We start from the raw sequence: 16,328 nt of genomic DNA, 5'->3' as shown, positions 1-16,328 counted from the left end.
CGAGCCGCAGAGGCTCGCGAGGCAGGAGTGAGGTGGACGCACACCGGCAGCCACTAAAAAATACCCAATAAGTAGCCGGTCACGAAGAGTGCCAGAACGCTGACGGCGAGAGCAGCCGTCGTGACGACCAGAACCATCGGTAGCGAGGCGCGCTGTTTTTTGGGCGGCGTCAACATGCCTCGCGTCGAGGCGTGCGTGCTCACAGCGCGACTCGCGCTGACCGGTGCCGAATCTCCGCCGAGCTGATCGGCGTCGAGTTGGTCCATTACGTGGTCCATCTCTGAGGAATCAAACAGGTTCGGATGCGCGCCGGTCGACCCGAGGCTGCGCGGCAGGTCGAACGAGCCGGTGATCATGATTTCGCCCGTATTGGAGATCGGACTTACGCTCTGACCCTGGTTGGGGATCAACGGCAAAATGAGCGCGTTCGTGGTGGTGGGGATACCGCCAGCCCCAATACCGCGACTGATCAGTTCGTCGAGGGACTGGTCGGGCGGTGGCACCTCGGCCCGGGCCGCATCCTCGTCGATCGACCAGTGTCCGATCGGCGGCGTCCAGCCGGTATACGCGCGTGGCGTTACGTCGTCTGCCCCGGTCAGGTCAGCCACGACCGGGTCAGCCACGATGGGTTCGGCGTACATCTGCTCGGGTTCGACGAGGTCGGCAGTGGGTTTGGCTGGTTCGAGCTCGATCAACTCGGCCTCGACCAGCTCAGCATCGGCCAGCTCAGCATCGACCAGCTCAGCATCGACCGGGTAGCTCGCTTCATGCGGCAGTTCATCCGCACCACGCGCCTGTTCCTCACGAGCGTGCAGAGCGCGCAATTCCCGGCGACTCAGGGTGTGCGCGGCTCGAACCGGAGCCGAATCGACGGGTTCCGGTGCAGCGGATGCGGACGCTGCGGTGGGACGCGCGGGAGCGGTAATCTCGCTCGGTGCTCCCTGCTCTTGGACGGTGTGGTGTCGGCGCGATCGGCTCGATCGGTTCAATGACGGATTGTGTGCCGGTGCGGCAAACGAGGCCGGGCGGAGCGCTGCCGGGCTCAGCGCCGGAACGTCCAGGATCGGGATGGCGTCGAGCACCGCGGCGACTTCGTCGCCCTGATCGCGGGCGAGTTCACGCGCTTCGCGTCGGCTCAGCGGCTGATGGTCTCCCAACGTCATGCCACACTCCGATACAGATGATGCTTTGAGATGTACTGGACAACCCCGTCGGGGACCAGATACCAGACAGGGAATCCCCGATTGACCCGTGCCCGGCAGTCAGTGGACGAAATAGCCAGTGCCGGAACTTCCAATAAGCTTACGTCCTGGTTCGGCAAACCCGAAACGCTCAGCTCATGGCCCGGGCGACTCACAGCGACGAAGTGCGCCAGCTGCCAGAGTTCGCGCACGTCTTTCCAGCCAAGAATCTGAGTGATCGCATCCGCTCCGGTAATGAAGAACAATTCGGCGTCCGGGCGTTCTTCGTGCAGATCACGCAGTGTGTCAATCGTGTAGGTCGGGCCGACCCGGTCGAGGTCAACCCGGCTCACGGTAAACCGAGGATTGGACGCGGTCGCAATCACGGTCATCAGATACCGATGTTCGCCACGCGTTACGCCGCTCTTCTGCCAAGGCTGTCCGGTCGGCACAAAGATAACCTCGTCGAGGTCAAAACTCTGCGCAACCTCGCTGGCAGCAACGAGGTGCCCATGGTGGATTGGGTCGAACGTTCCGCCCATCACGCCGATGCGCGGACGACGAACTGTCACGTTACGATCAGGCTTCTAGTGGCCACCGGTGCTGGACGTAGGATCGTGTGCGCCGTGCGCGGCGGCGTAGGCATCAGCCTTGCCGCTGTGGCGGTTGGAGACTTCGCGAAAGCTCCACAGCACGACGCCGAGAGCCAGGAACAGGACGGCCGCGACCATCGGGTAGGCGATAATCGGCAACGGCAGGGCGATGTGCTCGACCTCGGTCAGTACGGCACTCACAAAAGACATCGGTTCTCCATTCACGCGCTACACCGTTCTGCGCGGTTTGATGGGCTGCGACAGGTCGCGGGCCCGGCGACTCACGCCGTTGTTCCAGTCTAGCCGGACCTGAGTGCCAGGTAGGGACCTAAGCGCGCACCTGTCCGGTGCCGCGAACGATCCACTTTGTACTGGTCAGCTCTGGCAAACCCATCGGTCCACGTGCGTGCAGCTTCTGGGTGGAAATACCCACCTCGGCACCGAAACCAAACTCGCCGCCGTCGGTGAACCGGGTCGAGGTGTTGACCATGACCGAAGCCGAGTCGACCTCGTTCAAAAAACGTTCTGCGTTCTGCAGGTCATTCGTGATGATCGATTCGGTGTGCCCGGTGGAATAGCGGCGAATGTGCGCGATGGCTTCGTCGAGCGAGTCGACGATTGCGACCGAGATGTCGAGACTCATGTATTCGGTGCCCCAGTCTTCGTCGGTCGCCGGGACCGCTGTCGGATAGATGGCGCGGGTGCGGGCATCCGCGTGGATGGTGACGCCGGATGCCGCGAGCTTCGCGAGCACGTCGGGAAGGAGCCGTTCGGCGGCGCCGCGGTGCACGAGCAGGGTTTCAAGGGCATTGCAGACGCTCGGACGGTGGGTCTTGGAGTTGTGCACGATATCGATCGCCCACTTTTTGGTGGCCGTCTCGTCGAGGAAGACGTGCACGACGCCGGCTCCGGTCTCAATGACCGGCACCTGGGACTCGGTCACAACGGTCTGGATGAGGTTGGCGCTGCCGCGGGGTATGAGCACGTCGACGTAACCGCGGGCCTTCATCAGTTCGGTCGCGCCGGCCCGACCAAACGGGTCGATGGTTTGCACCGAATCGGCATTGAGTCCGGCCGCTGTGATCGCCGCCTGCACGAGGTCGATGAGCACCCGATTGCTGTTTTCGGCGGCGGAACCGCCGCGGAGCACGACGGCGTTGCCGCTCTTCAGGGCGAGGGCCGCAAGGTCAACGGTGACATTGGGGCGAGCCTCGTAGATGACGCCGATAACGCCGAAGGGAACGCGCACCTGGCTGATCTTGATGCCGTTGGGTAGGCTGCTGCCGCGCACGACCTGACCGACCGGGTCGGTGAGCAGGGCGATCTGGTCGACGGAGTCGGCAAGGGCTGCGATACGGAACGCGTCGAGCTTCAGACGGTCGAGCAGGCCGGCCGTGAGACCGTTGGTGGCGCCAGCGGCGAGGTCGGCCTCGTTCGCCGTGACTATGTGCCCGACGTGATCGCGCAGCGACTGGGCAATCAGTGTGAGGGCCTTGTTCTTCACTTCCGTGGGCGCTGAAGCGAGCGACACGGAGGCGGCGCGAGCGGCCTCAAGGGTGGGCGTGAGCTGGGCTACATCGTTCAGAGACTGCAACATGCCCCTAGTTTACGCCGAGGCTGTAGCGAGAGACTATTTGGGATTGGTCAGGATATCCGCAGCGCTGACGGTGCGATCGAGGGTTCGAACCAGGTTCCGACTGGTTCGCCGCGCAGCGCCTCGGCCACCAGACCGGTCGCGGTCACGAGCACGGCGGTTCCAGCCTGGGCGGCAATGCGAGCCGCCGTCACCTTCGTGCTGGCTCCGCCGGTGCCGACACCGTTGACGGCCGTTGCACCGAATTCCATGCCGACCAGGGGGTCACCGGAAGGCACATGGCTGATGCGCTCTGCCCCGGGTAGGTGCGGCGGACAGGTGTAGAGGGCGTCGACATCGCTGAGGAGCACCAGCAGGTCTGCATTGATCAGGGTGGCGACGAGGGCAGCCAGCCGGTCGTTATCGCCGAATCGAATTTCATGAGTGGCAACCGTGTCGTTTTCGTTCACGATCGGAAGAATACGCAGCGCCATCAGGCGTTCCATGGCGCGCTGTGCATTGCCGCGATGGGTGGCGTTGTCGAGGTCGCTCGCGGTGAGCAGCACCTGGCCGGCCACGATGTCGTACCGGTCGAGGCTGTCCTGATACCGAAAAATCAACAGATTCTGGCCAACGGATGCCGCAGCCTGCTGCGTCGCCAGGTCGGTCGGGCGTTCCTGCAACTGCAGGTACGGCATTCCGATCGCGATGGCGCCCGACGACACCAAAACCACCTCGGTGCCCCGAGCGTGGGCTTCGGCCAGGGCATCAACGAGGGGTGCGATGTTGCCGGATTTTTCGCCGCTGATCGACGAGGAGCCGACCTTGACGACGATGCGTGCGGCCGATCGCACGACCTGCTGGGAGTGAGCCCTCATCGGTCGCTGTTTCCTGGGCTGACAACGCTCACCACGTGCAACCCCACATGCAACTTGCCCTCCGGCGCGAATTATGGACGCAACACACGACCATCGGCAGCTTAGCGCAGCGCACCACCGCACCCGTTCAGAGCAGCGCGCGATGCTCTTCGCTGGCCGTCGGTTCGAACCAGGTGCCCACGTGCTCGCCGCGCAGGGCGGCGGCGGCCAGGACGGTCGACGTGACCAGAACGGCGGTGCCGGCCTTGGTGGCGAGGCGGGCGGCAACGACCTTGGTGCTCGCTCCCCCGGTACCGACGCCGGTTGCCCCACTCGAGCTGAATTCAAAACCATCGAGCGGGTCGTCCGCGGCGATGAAGTCGAGCTTTTCAGCCCCCGGCAGGTGCGGTGGCTTCGTGTACAGCGCGTCGACGTCGCTGAGCATGATCAGCAGGTCGGCGTGGATGAGCGTCGCGACGAGCGCCGCGAGGCGGTCGTTGCTGCCGAACCGCAAACCGTAGACGGCCACGGTGTCGTTCTCGTTGACGACTGGCAGAATGCGCAGGTCGAGCAGACGTTCGAGCGCGCGCCGGGTGTTGCTGCGGTGCGGTTCCTTGAGGGCGTCGCCCTCGGTCAACAGCACCGTGCCGGCCGCGATGCCGTAGCGGTCGAGGCTTTCCTGGTAGCGAAAGATCAGCACGTTCTGCCCGACGGCAGCGGCCGCCTGCTGTGTGGCGACGTCGCTGGGACGTTCTTCCAGGTTCAGAAACGGCATGCCGGTGGCGACTGCGCCCGACGAGATCAGCACGACCTCGGTGCCGCGACCGTAGGCCTCGGCCAGGGCGTCAACGAGCGGGGTGATCTGGTCGGATTTCTCGCCGCTGATCGACGAAGACCCGACCTTCACGACGACGCGCTTCGCGCCGGCTACGTTGTCTCTGGCTAAGCCACTCACTTCCGTGCTTCTTCCACTGTGTCGCTGTCGGTACTGCTGTCGACCTCGGTCCTGGCTTCGGTCTCGGTCTCGGTCTCCGCTGCATCCGTCGACGCGATATCGGCGGCAGCGATTCCCCCATTTGCCGTCAACTCGACATCGGCAAAGCGCACGTCTTCGTTGTATTCCTCTTCACCGGTCTGCCACATGCCGGCTTCGCGTTCGCGAATGAGTTCGGCACGAGCCGACGACTTGGCGTCCATCCGGCCGAAGTACTCTTCTCGGCGTTCGTTGCTGGTACGGCGTTTGGGCTCGTCGAGGCGGGAATCGGTTCCGCGCGGAGCGGTGATGAGCTCGGCGGTCGAGGTGAGCGTGGGCTCCCAGTCGAAGACGACGCCGTGGCCAGGGCCGATAATGACGGTCGACCCGGCGATGGCACCCGACTTGTACAGCTCGTTTTCGATACCGAGTTTGGCCAGCCGGTCGGCGAGGAAGCCGACGGCCTCGTCGTTGGTGAAGTCGGTCTGCTGAATCCAGCGTTCCGGCTTCGTGCCGAGAATGCGGTAGATATTGCCGAAGGTGCCACCCTCGACCTTGATGACGAAGCCACCCTCGTCCACGGCCTTGGGACGGATGATGATGCGCGGCTTCTTCGCTTCGGCTGCGGCGGCCTCGGCGCGGCCCTGTTCAACGACCTCGGCGAGAGCGTAGTTGAGTTGCTTGAGCCCTTCGTGGGTGACGCTGGAGATTTCAAAGACGCGGTAGCCGCGGGCTTCGAGGTCGGACTTGACGAAAGCGGCAAGCTCGCGGCCTTCCGGCACGTCGATTTTGTTCAACGCGACCAGCTGGGAACGCTGCAGCAGGGGCTTCTGGCCCTCGGGTACCGGGTAGGCGTCGAGTTCGCCGAGGATGACGTCGAGGTCGCTGATCGGGTCGCGCCCGGGCTCAAGCGTGGCGCAGTCGAGCACGTGTAGCAAAGCGGTACAGCGTTCGACGTGGCGCAGAAACTCGAGTCCCAGACCCTTACCCTCGCTCGCGCCCTCGATCAGGCCGGGTACGTCGGCGATGGTGTAACGCGACTCGCCCGACTCGACGACGCCGAGGTTGGGGTGCAGCGTGGTGAAGGGGTAGTCGGCGATCTTGGGCCGGGCGGCACTCATGGCGGCAATGAGGCTGGACTTACCGGCGGATGGATACCCGACCAGCGCGACATCCGCCACGGTCTTGAGCTCGAGGTAGACGTCGCCTTCCCAGCCGAGCGTGCCGAGCAGGGCGAAGCCGGGGGCCTTGCGTTTGGTCGAGGCGAGGGCGGCGTTGCCGAGCCCGCCCTGGCCGCCGGGCGCGACGGTCAGGCGCAGGCCGGGTTCATTCATGTCGAGGAGCTGGTTGCCCTCAACGTCCTTGACCACGGTGCCGATGGGCACCATGAGCTCGCGCATGTCGCCGTTGTGGCCATTGCGGTGGTCGCCCATGCCGGGGCCACCGTTGTCGGAACTGCGGTGCGGCGAACGGTGATAGCCAAGCAGGGTAGTCGTGCTCGAGTCGGCCACGAGCACGAGGTCGCCGCCGCCGCCGCCGTTACCGCCGTCGGGACCGGCGAGGGGTTTGAACTTTTCGCGCTTGACCGAAACGCATCCGTTTCCTCCATTGCCCGCTCGTAAATGCAGCGTCACGTGGTCAACGAATGTGGCCATGGAGTGCCCCTTTCAGGTGGCGCAAAAAATGCTTCAAAACAAGGTGCCATGAAACGACGTGCAATGCATCTGGGTCTGACAGAAAAATCTGTGACGGACAAACACGTCAGGGCGGACCGAAGCCCGCCCTGACGATATAACTGTGGAAACCTACTCGGCTGCCACCACGATGTTGATCACCTTGCGGCCACCCTTGGCGCCGAACTGCACGGAGCCGGCCGCCAAGGCGAAGAGGGTGTCGTCGCCGCCACGGCCGACGTTGACGCCGGGGTGGAAGTGCGTGCCGCGCTGACGAACGATGATTTCGCCTGCGCCGACAACCTGACCACCGAAGCGCTTCACGCCGAGGCGCTGGGCGTTCGAGTCACGACCGTTGCGAGTGGAACTCGCACCTTTTTTGTGTGCCATCTGTCTGTCTCCTCAGGCCTAGGCGATGCCGGTAACCTGAACGCGAGTGAGCTCCTGACGGTGCCCCTGACGCTTCTTGTACCCGGTCTTGTTCTTGAACTTCTGGATGACGATCTTCGGGCCGCGAAGGTTGTTCAACACTTCGGCGGTGACCTTGATCTTGGCCAGCGACGCCCCGTCAGAGGTGATCTTGTCGCCGTCGACGAGAAGCACGGCGGCCAGCTCGACGTTGCCGTCCTTGTCAGCCTTGATTCGGTCCATCGTCACGATGGTACCGACCTCTACCTTCTCCTGCCGCCCTCCGGCGCGCACAACTGCGTAAACCACTTTACGTACCAATCTCTGGGGAGCCATTGGGCTCCGAATCTGGAAATTCACTGCTGGAAATTCACTGGATAGCACGAACCGGTTGGCCCAGCGCACTCAGAAAACCTTGGCATTTGCGTTGATTTTTCCTAACGCACACCAAGGGTTGACTTTACCTGATCCGTTACCCGTGGTCAAACCAACGGCGCGGCGTGTCTGAACCAAACAGCGGCTCGTACACTTCGATCATGGCAATACTCATCGACCAGCCTAGCTGGCCGGCGCACGGAACGATGTGGGCACACCTCGTGAGCGACTCAGAACTTGACGAATTGCACACTTTCGCGGCCGCTGCCGGTATTCCATCGCGTGGTTTCGACCTCGACCACTACGACGTGCCCGAGGCACGCTACGCCGACCTGGTCGCCGCTGGAGCCCTGCCGGTGAGCTTTCGCGAGATGATCGTGCGGCTCCGCTCCAGCGGGCTGCGCGTGACGGCTCGGCAACGTCGCGAACGGTAGTGCCGGGGGCGGGACGGGCGGCGTTACCGCGGCGGGGTATGTGCGGCGAGGTCAGTGCGCTGGGGCCAGGGGGGCACCATTACTGCCACGTGGCGTCGAAGCCGATCACGCTGCGGCGCACCTCACCGGTCGCGACGTTCACGAACAGGGTCGTCGCATCCGTTGCCGCAGCGTTGACCGGGTATCCGTCGGACAGTTCGGTGCCGCGGTTCGGCACGATCTGAACGGCCAGGAACTGGTCGTTCGGCGAGAGTTCGAAACCGACAATCGTTTCTTCAGCGGATGCCGGCGCATAGACGGTGCGCGCCTCGCCACCATGCACGAGCGAGAGGTATTGCTGCGCGGAGCCGGTCGCCGCATTGAACTCGGCGACGCGCTGCACGTACCCGCCATCTTGCCCGACGAGGAACCGCAGTTCTGCGGTGTACTGGGTGGTGCCTTCCACGCTTTGCGGCACAATGGTGGACTCGGCGCCCTGCGAGAGGTCGAGCACGTACTGCCCGTCGCGGTCGGAGACGGAAATGCGCACGCCGTCGGGCGCAAACGCGGTGAGGTTGGCAAATTGTCCGAGCGGAACCGGCGGGTCGAGTTCTGGCTCATTCTCGAGCGGGTTACCACCGGACTGGTCAAGCGGATTGATCAGCAGCAGGGTCGAGTCGTATTGCTGTGCGACGATGTCGGCGCGACGGGCCATGAATCCCCAGGTCGTGACGCTGAGAGGGGCGCCCTCAAGGTCCGGTACCGCCGTGGCCGCATTGGTGCGCAGGTCGAGCACGAACAGTACATTCTCGTAGTGCGGGCCGGGGGCATCCGCTGCGCTGGTGAATCGAAAGCCGAGCAGGGACTGGCCGGGCGCGGCCTGCAGGTCGTGCACGAGGCCAACGCCGGGCAGGTTGAGGACCTCGGCGGTGCCGTCGGCGTCGACGCGGTAGAGGGCGTTGGCCAGGTCGGCGTTCACGGTGACCACGGCGAGCTCGCTGCCCATCGGTACGAACTGTTGAATAGTGGGGGCCTCGAAGGCAACGGCGGTGTCGGTCGAGCCGATCGTGGTGCGCAGAATGCGGTCGGCGGCCCGGGTGCCGACTTCCGTGGAAGGCGCCGCGCGGCTGAGGTAGTACAGCGAGGGCTCGCTCGTGCTGAATTCTGCGCTCAGCGTCGATTCTCGGTCGACGGCGGAACCGGTGATTTCCCGAACCGAGACCGCATAGTCGGTGTTGTAGGCGAGCGCCTGAGGAAAGGAGATCACGACGGAGTTCCCGCTCGTCGTGACGTGAAACGCTGTGGCCGGTTCGATGCTGACCTGCTCCGGGGTGACCGGCGCCAGTTGACGGTTCGTTGCGAGCACCAAACGTGCGTTGGCGGACGACACCGCGGAGGTCGTGTCGACGTCGACGGCGGTGAGCCGAGGTCCGCTGAGCAGGTTGACTGCGACGAGGGCGAGACAGGCCACGACCAGGCCGCCCACGAGTATCCAGAGTGCGCGGCGAAACCGGCGCAGGGCGCTCTGCTGCTCATCCGGCTGCAGGTTCGCCGGCTGCAGGTTCGCCGGCTGCAGGTTCGCCGGCAGCAGGTTCGCCGGCTCAATAGACATAGGGGTCATTCGGCTGGTCAACGGGAAGAATCTCCACCGGCGTAATCGCCAGCGGGTCGCTCGCAGTGGCGCTCACGCTCAGATCGAACCGACCGGTGACCTGCACCCAGTCGTCGACCTCATACTCGGCCTGCCAGCCCGGCAGATAAACCGGAACGCCGATCGGCTGGGCGTCGACCGCGCAGCAGGTGACAACGAACCGGGCGACATAGAACACGTTGTCGGGGTCTTGGGCATCGGGCGTCACGAATCCGGTGACCTGGGCGGTCTTGTCGGCGTAAAAGGCGGGATCGGAGGATTGTGCGAGCAGTGATACCCACTCCCGCACGCTGAGCTGTTCGAAATCTCCGGTACCGATGAGTGCCGCGGCCTGGTCGGCGTCGTCGTCGGTGCCGAGTCCGCCAGAGTTCACCTCGCGCTGGGTGGCGGTTGCGCTCGTCAGGGTAGTGGGCGGAACAACGACCATGGCGACGCCCATGATGAGGAGCAGCACGACTCCCATGCCGGTCAGCGTCGTTGCAACCCGGCCAGTGTGCTCGACCTCGAACAAACGGCGGCGGGCGAAGCCGGCGCTCACAAGCACGAGCCCGATGACGGCCATGACAATCGTGAACACGAAGTAGCGCGGGTGGATATACAGGCCGAGCTGGCCGCTCAGGCCCAGCCAGAGGGTCGTCACAACGACCACGAGGCTGAGCACGACGCCCTGCCAGCGATCCGCCCAATAGCGCAGGGCCGCGCCTCCAGAGCGCTGTCGATTAGGCAACATAGTTCACCAGCAATCCGAGCGCCGCACTCATGAGGCCCACAACGACGGTGATCTGTATCAGGGTGTGGCTCGTGAAGGTCGTACGCATTAGGGCGAGCATCTTGACGTCGATCAAGGCGCCGAACACCAGGAACGCCACAATGCCACCGGGTAGAAAAGTGCTGCCGAAAGACAACACGAAGAAAGCGTCAACGTTGGAACAGACCGCCACGATGAAGGCCAGGGCCATCATGGCGAGCACCGACCAGACCGGGTTACTGCCGAGGGCGAGTAGCACCGACCGAGGAACGAAGACCTGGGTCAGGGCGGCCACGGCGGAACCGATGAACAGGGCCGGCATGATGACCGAGGTTTCACGAATGAAAATCTCCGTGGTCTGGCTGAACCGGCTCTCACGGCCGAGCCCACCGTGCTCATGATCGTGGCCGTTCGTCGAACCGGTCGCACAGGCCGCTGCGAACTTGGTCGCCAGCAGGCTTTGCGGGTCGGGGTGCTTGCTGAACAACCAGCCGACCACGTTGGCGATGAGAAACCCGCCGAGCAGGCGGGCCACCAGAATGTGGCCATCCCAACCGAAGGCCTGGTGCGTGGTGATAATGGTGATCGGGTTCAAAATGGGCGCGGCGAGCAGAAAGGTGATCGATTCGGAGACGGTGAATCCGCCGACCATGAATCCTCGGGCCAACGGCACGTTTCCGCACTCGCAGACCGGAAAGAACATGCCGAGCAGCGAGATTGAGGCGCGCCGCAGCACAGGATTGCGCGGCAGATGCCGGGCAAGCACGCCGTGTGGCAGCCAGACCTGCACGACCGCTGAGAGCAGAATGCCCAGAAAGACGAAGGGTACCGACTCGATGATGACGCTGATCGCCAGTGTGAGGGTGTCCTGCACCCGGTCGGGCAGCTGCCAGTCGCTTAATTGCTCATCGACGAACGCCGGCGACAGGGCTCGAACGACGAAAACGGCGAGTACGACCAACGCCCCCGCGGTGATGCCGAGAGGCCATCGCCGCAGGAGAGGAAGCTGCCCGCCGATTGCGTTACCGCCTTACTTGATTCTCGCGCCTATTCCTCTGTTCTAGTCGCCGCGCGGCGGCTGGCTGGGTGCCGACGCCGATGTGGACGCACCGGTCGCCGTCAGAATGGCCTGGCCGGTGGGACCACCGGCGGTCGTGACGCGGCGGCTGCGCGGGCGTCCCTGGCCGGGCAATTTCGGTTCCGGCAGAGAGTCGAGCACCGAGTCCAGCAGCTGGTCGGTGACCTGCTTGCTGGGGCGCCGTGCGGTGCGCGTCGACTTCTTCACCGGAATATCGAGAATATCAACGGGCTCGGAGCGCTCGACTGCGGGCGCCTGCACTTCGAAGGCTCCTGCTGCCGACGCGCCAGCTGACGTGTCTGTGGCCGAGTTGCTGCGGCCGCTGCGGATGCGGGGTGCGGCATTCGCTGCCGCCGAGGCGACGGACTCGGCGGCTGCCTCGGATACTCGCTCACTGGCCGGGGCAGCCGATGCCGCTGGCTCGGCCTGTTCCGCTTTGGCCTGACGTGCGCGGGCCTGTTCGGATCGCGACTGCTGGCCGCGCCCGCCCTGGCTGCGGGAACGCGACTGGCGGCCACGGGACCGCGCGGTGCTGGTCCGTTCGGCCTGCTCGGTGCCGGCCTGCTCAGTGCCGGCCTGCTCAGTGCCGGCCTGCTCAGTGCCGGCCTGCTCAGTGCCGGCCTGGTCAGTGCCGGCCTGGTCAGTGCCGGCCTGCTCGGTGCCGGCCTGCTCGGTGCCGGCCTGCTCGGTGCCGGCCTGCTCGGTGCCGGCCTGCTCGGTGCCGGCCTGCTCGGTGCCGGCCGGCTCGAATACGACCGGCTCGGTAGTGACCGTCGCGAGCTCAGCGTCCGCTGCCCGGGAGCCCGGCGCGCTGACGATCGCGATGGAACCGGTGCGGGTGATGGTACGTGCGGCGATGAGCGCGAGGGCCTGCTTGGCGTCCTCGGTGATGCCGTGGGTGCCCTGCCCGCTCTTCGGAGCGTCGGAACCGGCGTTGCTGCCGGAGTGAGCGTCGCGGTTGGCACCGTCACGCTGACCCGAGGTGTCGCGGTTGTAACCAGAACCGTTGTTGCCGGAACCGTTGCTGGCGGCCGAGTTGCCGCCGCTCTTGGCTCGCGGGCGGCGTTCCTGCGGCGGCTGCGCGGTCTGGCGGTGCTTCACGACCGGGTCGTGGTGCACGATGATGCCGCGGCCGGCGCAGGCCTCACAGTTCTCGCTGAACGATTCCAGCAGGCCAAGGCCGAGCTTCTTGCGGGTCATCTGCACGAGTCCGAGCGAGGTGACCTCGGCCACCTGATGCTTGGTGCGGTCACGGCTGAGGCACTCGATCAGGCGACGCGACACGAGGTCGCGATTGCTCTCGAGCACCATGTCGATGAAGTCAACGACGATTATGCCTCCGATGTCGCGCAGGCGCAGCTGGCGCACGATTTCTTCGGCCGCTTCTAGGTTGTTCTTGGTGACGGTCTCTTCGAGGTTTCCGCCACTGCCGACGAACTTACCGGTGTTGACGTCGACGACGGTCATGGCCTCGGTACGGTCGATCACGAGGGATCCACCGGACGGCAGCCAGACCTTACGGTCGAGGGCCTTTTCGATCTGCTCCGAGATGCGGAACTCGTCGAACGCGTCGACCTCGCCCTCGTAGGTTTCAACGCGCTCGAGCAGGTCGGGAGCGACCTGGCTGAGGTAGGTCTCAATCGTCGAGCGCACATCAGGGCCGGCCACGACCATCCGCTGGAAGTCCTCGTTGAAGACGTCGCGCACGATTTTGACCAGCAGGTCGGGCTCGCTGTGCAGTTCGGCGGGCGCCTGGGCCGACTCGACCTGCTCGGCGATGTTTGCCCACTGCAGGCGCAGCCGGTTGACATCGACGGTCAGCTGCTCGTCGGTGGCACCCTCGGCGGCGGTGCGCACGATGACACCCACGTTGTCGGGCAGAACCTCCTTGAGGATCTTCTTCAGGCGGGCACGCTCGGTGTCGGGAAGCTTGCGGCTGATGCCGTTCATCGAACCGTTGGGCACATAGACGAGGTAACGGCCGGGTAGGGAGACCTGGCTGGTGAGGCGGGCACCCTTGTGCCCGATCGGGTCCTTGGTTACCTGCACGAGCACCTTGTCGCCCGGCTTGAGCGCGAGCTCGATGCGGCGGGTCTGGTTGCTGCTGCCGGAGTTCTCGGCGGCGGCGTCCCAGTCGACTTCACCGGAGTACAGCACGGCGTTGCGGCCGCGTCCAATGTCGACGAAGGCGGCTTCCATACTGGGGAGCACATTCTGCACACGGCCGAGATACACGTTGCCGATGAGCGAGGCGTCCTGGTTCTTGGCGACGTAGTGCTCGACCAGCACGCCGTCTTCGAGCACACCGATCTGGATCTTGTTGTGCTTGGCACGCACGACCATGAGGCGATCGACGGACTCGCGGCGGGCAAGAAACTCAGCCTCCGTGATGACGGGACGTCGGCGTCCCGCGTCGCGGCCGTCGCGGCGGCGCTGCTTCTTTGCCTCGAGCCGCGTGGAACCCTTTATGCGCTGGGGTTCGGTGATGAGTTCGGGTTCGCGCGGGGCGCGCACCTTGACGACCGTGTTGGCGGGGTCGTCGGTGCCCGAACGATTCTCGTCGCCGGTGCGACGACGAGCGCGGCGACGAACGGTCGTGGCCGCCTCCTGATCGTCGTCATCCAGCTCGTGCTGTTGCTGCTGCGAGTGCTGCGACGAGCGGATGCCCGTGCGCGCTGGCATCGGCAGAATCTCCGGCGCCTGGAACAGCAGGGAGAACGACGGGCGAACCGGGGCCGCGACCTGATCATCCGTCTTGTCGTCTGTTTTATCGTCTGCGGGGGTATCAGCCATGGCGTCGGTCATCTGCTGCGCTCCGGTGACGTTGTTGTACTCCGCGATGGTCACTTTGGCGGGTGCGGGCTCAGCGGGTTCGCTCGGCACAACGGGCGACTCCCGTGCTGGGGCTACGTTTGACCGTGTGACCGGCGCCCTCCGGGTCGATTTGCGAGGGCCGAACAGGCTCTTGCGTTTCTTGTTTTCGTTGTCTTCCACCATCACTGGTGCGCTCCTTGACCGTTTGGGTGACCGCGCCACCCACCGGTTACTCTCTCGTGCGGGGTTGTCACCTTCGTGGAAACCTCGCGAATGTTTTACTGCGGCAACCGGCTTTGACCCCTGTTGGTGCTCAGGGACTGTGCTCTGGCTGCTAATACTTCGGGTCGTGGGACCCTTCTACTGGGCGACTGTTGCCCATTAAGCCTGTTTGGCGTCTGCTTGAGCGCGGCTCAACGACTACCCCCCGATTATCGCATGTAATCGCCCAAAGCTACGCCGCACGCGTGGCATAATCGCAAGAGTGCCACAGACAGAGCGTTCTCAGCGTCCAACAGGCCTGGCTGTTTTCCTGATCATCGCCGGGATTATCGCATTTGCAGCGGCCTTCGCCCTCACGCTCGACAAGATCCACCTGCTGGAAGATTCGAACGCTCAACTGAGTTGCAGCTTCAGCGTTCTCATCGGTTGCGCGACCAATCTCACCTCCCCGCAAGGCGCCGTTCTGGGCTTTCCGAATCCGCTGATCGGGATCGCTGCCTGGAGCGTGATCATCACTATCGGCATGGCCATTCTGGCCGGGACCAGATTTGCCCGTTGGTTCTGGGTCGGCCTGAACCTTGGCATGCTCGCCGCGGTCGTCTTCGTGATCTGGCTCATCGGGCAGAGCATCTTCGTGCTCGACGTACTGTGCCCGTGGTGCATGGTGACGTGGGCGGTGACCATTCCGGCCTTTTTAGCCGTGACCCTCTACAACTTCAAGGAGGGCAATCTGCCGGGCGGGGTATTCGTTCGCCGCATGGCCGGAGCCGCGTATTCCTGGATGTTTGTCATTACGATCGTCTGTTACATCGTGTTCTTCATCGTCGCGCAGGTCAACATGGACGTACTCAACCGGCTGTAGCCTGCAGCCGAATACAGGAATGGCCCCGCCTCACTCGAGACGGGGCCATTCATGTTCTTTCAGTCGAACCAGAGGGCGAGCTCGCGAGCGGCGGACTCGGGCGAATCCGAACCGTGGACGAGGTTCTGCTGCACCTTCGAGCCCCAGTCGCGGCCGAGGTCGCCGCGGATGGTGCCGGCAGCGGCGGTCGTGGGATCGGTCGTGCCGGCGAGAGCGCGGAAGCCTTCGATGACCCGGTTGCCGGCGACGCGGAAGGCGATGACGGGGCCACTTTCCATAAATTCGACAAGGGGTTCATAGAACGGCTTGCCCTCGTGCTCGGCGTAGTGCGCGGCGAGCAGCGAGCGGTCGGGTTCGACGAGCTTGACGTCGACGAGGGAGTAACCCTTGGCCTCGATACGGCGCAGAATCTCGCCGGTCAGGTTGCGGGCAACGCCGTCGGGCTTGACCAAAACAAGCGTTTCTTCGATCGGGGTGTTCATTCAATCTCCTTCTGGTGATCTATTCTCGAGCCGGTGATCATGCAGTAGGTCCACATCGCGGCAAACAGGGCTCCAACAAAGAACATGGCCGGGGTGACGAACCCGGTGGCGATGATGACCGCCTGCAGTAGCCAGCCGATCGGGTACGACCAGCGAAAGCGAAGCAGTCCGATCAGGGCGACCATGGCCAGGCAGAGCAGCACACCGCCGATGATCACGGCCAGCGGCGAGATTGGGCCGGGCTCGGTCGCCACGGACACGAGCCCGAGAGTGACCACCGCGCCCAGAAACACGACGATCGTTTCGAAACCGAGCAGGATCGTGGCAAGGCTGCGTCTCACCGAGCGCGGGCCCGACGAGCGGCGGAACTTACCAGCGGCGGTGTTTTCAGCGGGAGCGTTTTCAGCGGCGGTGTTTTCAGCGCC

General features: G+C 64.5%; 17 protein-coding genes. 2 read left to right on the top strand and 15 right to left on the bottom strand.

The features are described from left to right. Positions 1 to 53 precede the first annotated feature (53 nt). The 9 genes from LH475_RS10170 to rplU form a co-directional block, all read right to left on the bottom strand. On the bottom strand, positions 54 to 1,163 hold the full coding sequence (locus tag LH475_RS10170) for a hypothetical protein (protein WP_297413796.1): 1,110 nt from the start codon (positions 1,161 to 1,163) through the stop codon (positions 54 to 56). Next, a complete protein-coding gene (gene nadD / locus LH475_RS10165) occupies positions 1,160 to 1,753 on the bottom strand; it encodes a nicotinate-nucleotide adenylyltransferase (protein WP_196843940.1) in 594 nt (197 codons plus the stop codon). Before nadD ends, LH475_RS10170 begins: the two co-directional genes overlap by 4 nt. A 15-nt stretch (positions 1,754 to 1,768) precedes the next feature. Next, positions 1,769 to 1,984: a hypothetical protein gene (locus tag LH475_RS10160; RefSeq protein ID WP_196843941.1), complete on the bottom strand. Its 216-nt coding sequence runs from the start codon at positions 1,982 to 1,984 to the stop codon at positions 1,769 to 1,771. Between the two features lie 118 nt (positions 1,985 to 2,102). After that, complete coding sequence (locus LH475_RS10155; RefSeq protein WP_196843942.1) at positions 2,103 to 3,371, bottom strand: glutamate-5-semialdehyde dehydrogenase; 1,269 nt, start codon at positions 3,369 to 3,371, stop codon at positions 2,103 to 2,105. 47 nt (positions 3,372 to 3,418) lie between these two features. Further along, the gene (proB, locus tag LH475_RS10150; protein WP_196843943.1) at positions 3,419 to 4,225 is read right to left on the bottom strand and encodes a glutamate 5-kinase; all 807 of its coding nucleotides are present in this window, start codon (positions 4,223 to 4,225) and stop codon (positions 3,419 to 3,421) included. A gap of 127 nt (positions 4,226 to 4,352) precedes the next feature. Continuing rightward, on the bottom strand, positions 4,353 to 5,159 hold the full coding sequence (proB, locus tag LH475_RS10145) for a glutamate 5-kinase (protein WP_196843944.1): 807 nt from the start codon (positions 5,157 to 5,159) through the stop codon (positions 4,353 to 4,355). Further along, the gene (obgE, locus tag LH475_RS10140) at positions 5,156 to 6,832 is read right to left on the bottom strand and encodes a GTPase ObgE (protein ID WP_196843945.1); all 1,677 of its coding nucleotides are present in this window, start codon (positions 6,830 to 6,832) and stop codon (positions 5,156 to 5,158) included. Before obgE ends, proB (LH475_RS10145) begins: the two co-directional genes overlap by 4 nt. 150 nt (positions 6,833 to 6,982) lie before the next feature. Further along, entirely contained in the window at positions 6,983 to 7,240 is a 258-nt protein-coding gene (rpmA, locus tag LH475_RS10135) for a 50S ribosomal protein L27 (RefSeq protein WP_092450784.1), read from the bottom strand. Positions 7,241 to 7,258: 18 nt separating this feature from the next. Continuing rightward, the gene (gene rplU, locus LH475_RS10130; RefSeq protein WP_092450786.1) at positions 7,259 to 7,567 is read right to left on the bottom strand and encodes a 50S ribosomal protein L21; all 309 of its coding nucleotides are present in this window, start codon (positions 7,565 to 7,567) and stop codon (positions 7,259 to 7,261) included. Positions 7,568 to 7,794: 227 nt separating this feature from the next. Between rplU and LH475_RS10125 the strand changes: the two genes are divergently transcribed. Continuing rightward, on the top strand, positions 7,795 to 8,067 hold the full coding sequence (locus LH475_RS10125; protein WP_297413784.1) for a DUF4031 domain-containing protein: 273 nt from the start codon (positions 7,795 to 7,797) through the stop codon (positions 8,065 to 8,067). A 79-nt stretch (positions 8,068 to 8,146) separates the two neighbouring features. Here the strand turns inward: LH475_RS10125 and LH475_RS10120 are convergent, their stop codons facing one another. From LH475_RS10120 to LH475_RS10105, 4 genes are all read right to left on the bottom strand, one after another. Then, on the bottom strand, positions 8,147 to 9,658 hold the full coding sequence (locus LH475_RS10120) for a hypothetical protein (protein WP_297413782.1): 1,512 nt from the start codon (positions 9,656 to 9,658) through the stop codon (positions 8,147 to 8,149). Then, positions 9,648 to 10,427 carry a TIGR03943 family protein gene (locus LH475_RS10115; protein ID WP_196843948.1) on the bottom strand — a complete coding sequence of 260 codons (780 nt, stop codon included), beginning with the start codon at positions 10,425 to 10,427 and terminating at the stop codon, positions 9,648 to 9,650. Before LH475_RS10115 ends, LH475_RS10120 begins: the two co-directional genes overlap by 11 nt. Further along, positions 10,417 to 11,373: a permease gene (locus LH475_RS10110; protein ID WP_297413845.1), complete on the bottom strand. Its 957-nt coding sequence runs from the start codon at positions 11,371 to 11,373 to the stop codon at positions 10,417 to 10,419. The genes LH475_RS10115 and LH475_RS10110 overlap by 11 nt, the downstream gene beginning before the upstream one ends. A 132-nt stretch (positions 11,374 to 11,505) precedes the next feature. Beyond that, complete coding sequence (locus LH475_RS10105) at positions 11,506 to 14,520, bottom strand: Rne/Rng family ribonuclease (RefSeq protein ID WP_297413843.1); 3,015 nt, start codon at positions 14,518 to 14,520, stop codon at positions 11,506 to 11,508. Between the two features lie 301 nt (positions 14,521 to 14,821). Here LH475_RS10105 and LH475_RS10100 point away from each other — a divergent pair, with 301 nt between their 5' ends. Continuing rightward, positions 14,822 to 15,421 (top strand): vitamin K epoxide reductase family protein, encoded by a 600-nt coding sequence (locus tag LH475_RS10100; protein WP_196843949.1) that lies wholly within the window; start codon positions 14,822 to 14,824, stop codon positions 15,419 to 15,421. A 59-nt stretch (positions 15,422 to 15,480) separates the two neighbouring features. Here the strand turns inward: LH475_RS10100 and ndk are convergent, their stop codons facing one another. Both ndk and LH475_RS10090 read right to left on the bottom strand, forming a co-directional pair. After that, positions 15,481 to 15,903, bottom strand: coding sequence for a nucleoside-diphosphate kinase (gene ndk, locus LH475_RS10095; protein WP_297413779.1), 423 nt, complete (start codon positions 15,901 to 15,903; stop codon positions 15,481 to 15,483). Continuing rightward, a partial coding sequence (locus tag LH475_RS10090; protein ID WP_297413778.1) for a DUF4233 domain-containing protein occupies positions 15,900 to 16,328 on the bottom strand: 429 nt, incomplete at its 5' end. The genes ndk and LH475_RS10090, both read right to left, overlap by 4 nt.

The organism is Cryobacterium sp., from assembly GCF_026786305.1.
Classification (GTDB): Bacteria; Actinomycetota; Actinomycetes; order Actinomycetales; family Microbacteriaceae; genus Cryobacterium.
This window is presented reverse-complemented; position numbering and strand designations above follow the sequence as displayed.

Coding starts and splice junctions, on each gene's coding strand:
- LH475_RS10170 (WP_297413796.1), bottom strand. CDS start 1,163: ATGACGTTGGGAGACCATCAGCCGCTGAGCCGACGCGAAGCGCGTGAA.
- LH475_RS10160 (WP_196843941.1), bottom strand. CDS start 1,984: ATGTCTTTTGTGAGTGCCGTACTGACCGAGGTCGAGCACATCGCCCTG.
- LH475_RS10155 (WP_196843942.1), bottom strand. CDS start 3,371: ATGTTGCAGTCTCTGAACGATGTAGCCCAGCTCACGCCCACCCTTGAG.
- proB (WP_196843943.1), bottom strand. CDS start 4,225: ATGAGGGCTCACTCCCAGCAGGTCGTGCGATCGGCCGCACGCATCGTC.
- obgE (WP_196843945.1), bottom strand. CDS start 6,832: ATGGCCACATTCGTTGACCACGTGACGCTGCATTTACGAGCGGGCAAT.
- rpmA (WP_092450784.1), bottom strand. CDS start 7,240: ATGGCACACAAAAAAGGTGCGAGTTCCACTCGCAACGGTCGTGACTCG.
- LH475_RS10125 (WP_297413784.1), top strand. CDS start 7,795: ATGGCAATACTCATCGACCAGCCTAGCTGGCCGGCGCACGGAACGATG.
- LH475_RS10120 (WP_297413782.1), bottom strand. CDS start 9,658: ATGTCTATTGAGCCGGCGAACCTGCTGCCGGCGAACCTGCAGCCGGCG.
- LH475_RS10115 (WP_196843948.1), bottom strand. CDS start 10,427: ATGTTGCCTAATCGACAGCGCTCTGGAGGCGCGGCCCTGCGCTATTGG.
- LH475_RS10105 (WP_297413843.1), bottom strand. CDS start 14,520: ATGGTGGAAGACAACGAAAACAAGAAACGCAAGAGCCTGTTCGGCCCT.
- ndk (WP_297413779.1), bottom strand. CDS start 15,903: ATGAACACCCCGATCGAAGAAACGCTTGTTTTGGTCAAGCCCGACGGC.